Annotated in this window: 3 protein-coding genes and 1 riboswitch; all 3 genes read right to left on the reverse strand. The window is 70.6% G+C overall.

All coding sequences use genetic code 11. The features are described 5' to 3' along the window. Nucleotides 1-277: transglycosylase family protein (locus CCN44_RS38290; protein ID WP_143650300.1), on the reverse strand; the 277-nt coding region annotated here is incomplete at its 3' end. 4 nt (nt 278-281) lie between these two features. Continuing rightward, nucleotides 282-454: riboswitch (cyclic di-AMP (ydaO/yuaA leader) on the reverse strand. Nucleotides 455-637: 183 nt separating this feature from the next. After that, nucleotides 638-1,714, reverse strand: a complete 1,077-nt coding sequence (locus tag CCN44_RS38295; RefSeq protein ID WP_086703443.1) for a LysM peptidoglycan-binding domain-containing protein — start codon at nt 1,712-1,714, stop codon at nt 638-640. Between the two features lie 239 nt (nt 1,715-1,953). Next, nucleotides 1,954-2,572, reverse strand: a 619-nt coding sequence (locus CCN44_RS38300; RefSeq protein ID WP_143650303.1) for a cytochrome P450, incomplete at its 5' end; no start/stop codon positions are given.

Consider the following 2,572-nt stretch of genomic DNA (forward strand, 5'->3'; position numbering starts at 1 on the left):
CCTTGTCGGCGGTGGCGGCGTACTGCGTGCCGCCGTACGCGGCCCAGGTGGAGGCGGAGAACTGCAGACCGCCGTAGTAGCCGTTGCCGGTGTTGATGGACCAGTTGCCGCCGGACTCGCACTGGGCGACCTTGTCCCACTCGGCCGCGGTGGCGGCGGAGGCGTTGCCGGCCGCCATCAGCGGGGCGGCGACGGCGGCGCCGGTGACACCGGCGAGCGTGATGGCGCGGACGGCCTTGGACGGACGACGGTGCTTGCCCTTGCCGGTAAACAGCATGGATCGATCCCCTCACCGACGCCTGCGAGGTGAGCTGTCGGGTTCGGGCCGGTTGAGTTGCCCGGCCGCACTCCCGCTTGCGCGGGATGCGGCTTCACCCCTAGCCGGCGCCAGCTCAACTGCTGGTCCCGGCACTTACCTTGGGTCCCCCGCTCCTGCCTACGGCGCTTGACGCGACGACTGTTCCCGGGCAACCGCTGGCAGGATTCGGCGTTGCGGCCGCCGGGGCTCGTGGTGACGAGCGGCCTCGACCGTAGACACGCGTTCGGCGGAATTTCAAAGACGATCAGGGCTTCTGAGACTCATCCCACACTTTCGCCAAACCGGACATTAGGGCGTTAAGTGGGGCGCCAACTCCCGCTACTTCGTGCCCGTTTCGTCCTCGACTTCCAGGGTCTGACCGGCGGAGATGTGGTTCGGGTCGGACCCGATGGCCTTCTTGTTGTCGGCGTAGAGCGCGCGCCACCCGCCGTCGACCTCAAGGGAGTCGGCGATGGAGGCGAGGGAGTCGCCCTCGCGGACGGTGTACGTGTCCGCTTCACGGGATGCGTGCCGGCCCGACGAAGCGGTATTCTGACCGTTTGTCACGCTTTCGTCCGCGCTCGCCCCACGGTGACGGCCGCCACCGAGGGCGCCGGTGTCGACCAGGCTCCAAGAACCGGCGGCGTGCTGGGGGTTGCTCTCGACACCCGTGCCCGGAGTGGCCGAGGGAGAGCCGGTGGGCTCCTGTGCGTCTCCGGCGCCCGGCGAGGTGGACTTGTCGGACTTGGGGGTATCGGTCCCCGTAGAACCGGTGCCCTTGTCCGTGCCCTTGCCAGGCTTTCCGCCCGGCTCGGCGCTCGGATCCGCGGAGGAACCGGCGCCGGAGCCGGAGTTGGTGTCGGCGTCACCGCCGACAGAAGGCGACGAACCCGGCACACCGGACGAGCCGGAGTCACCGGAGGAACCGGAGCTGTCACCCTTGTCGGAGTTGTCCGACTTGTTGGCCGATCCGGACGAGTCGCCCGAACCGCCCTTGTCGTCGGAGCCGTCGACGCCCGTGTCGACGTCCACCGAACCCGAGTCGGTGGTCAGGCCGGACAGCAGGGCGCAGGTGGCCCACGGGCTGGTGCCCTTGTCGGCGAGGATCTTCTCGGCGACGGCGATCTGCTGGTTGCGGCTGGCCTGGTCGGGGCTGGCCGCGTACTGGCCGCCGCCGTAGGCGTTCCAGTCCTCCAGCGAGATCTGCAGGCCGCCGTAGTAGCCGTTGCCGGGGTCGGCGCTCCACGAGCCGCCGCTCTCGCACTCGGCCACCTTGTCCCACGTGGTGCCGTCGGCCGCGTTGGCGCTCGCCGCGCCGAGGAGCGGGATGGCGATGGCGGAGCCGGTCACTCCGGCCGCGACGAGGAGGGCCGGAGCCTGACGGGGGCGACGGTGTCGACCGTTCCCGGAGAGCATGCAGAAGCCTTTCGAGCGACAGCAGGACCGGCGCGGCGGATGAAGCCCGTCGCCGCGCTGATGGGTGAACGTATCGGCAGACGATCACTTGTCACAAGTTAATGCCGCACAGATCACGTGAAGATCACAGAGTTGAATGCTTGTCATCTTTCTCTGGAGGGGCTGTGACCAGGTGATGCGCCGGGCGGTGTGCGCGGCGACGCGCCGGGCGATGTGCGGCGATGTGCGCGGCGACGCGCTCAGGCGGTGGGAGTGAACTCGACCGGCAGGGTGCGCAGGCCGCGCATGATGAGTCCGCCGCGCCAGCGCAGCTCGGCCGGATCGACGGCGAGCCGCAGGTCGGGCAGGCGGGTGAGCAGGGTGGCGAGCGCGGTCTGGCCCTCCAGGCGGGCGAGCGGGGCGCCGAGGCAGTAGTGGATGCCGTGGCCGTACCCGAGGTGCTGGTTGTCGCGGCGGCCGAGGTCCAGCACGTCCGGATCGGCGAACCGCTCCGGGTCCCGGTCGGCGGCGGCGAGGACGACGAGCACCGGGTCGCCCGGCGCGATGTCCTGCCCGCCGATGGTGAGCGGCTCGGTGGCGAACCGCCAGGTGGCCAGCTCCACCGGGCCGTCGTACCGCAGGAGTTCCTCCACGCCGGTCGCCAGCAGGTCCGTCTCGCGCCGGGCCAGGGACTCCGCCAGCCGGCGGCGCTGCCCGGGGTGGGTGAGCAGGGCGTAGGTGCCGTTGCCGATGAGGTTCACGGTCGTCTCGAAGCCGGCGAACAGGAGGATGAAGGCCATGGCGGCGGCCTCGTTCTCGGTGAGGTGCTCGCCGTGGTCGGAGGCGCGGATGAGGCCGGAGATCAGGTCCTCGCCGGGC

The sequence above is a fragment of the Streptomyces tricolor genome (assembly GCF_002155905.1).
Taxonomy (GTDB): domain Bacteria; phylum Actinomycetota; class Actinomycetes; order Streptomycetales; family Streptomycetaceae; genus Streptomyces; species Streptomyces tricolor.

Excerpts from the sequence above, each read along its gene's own strand:
- CCN44_RS38295 (WP_086703443.1), bottom strand. The coding sequence starts at position 1,714 with ATGCTCTCCGGGAACGGTCGACACCGTCGCCCCCGTCAGGCTCCGGCC.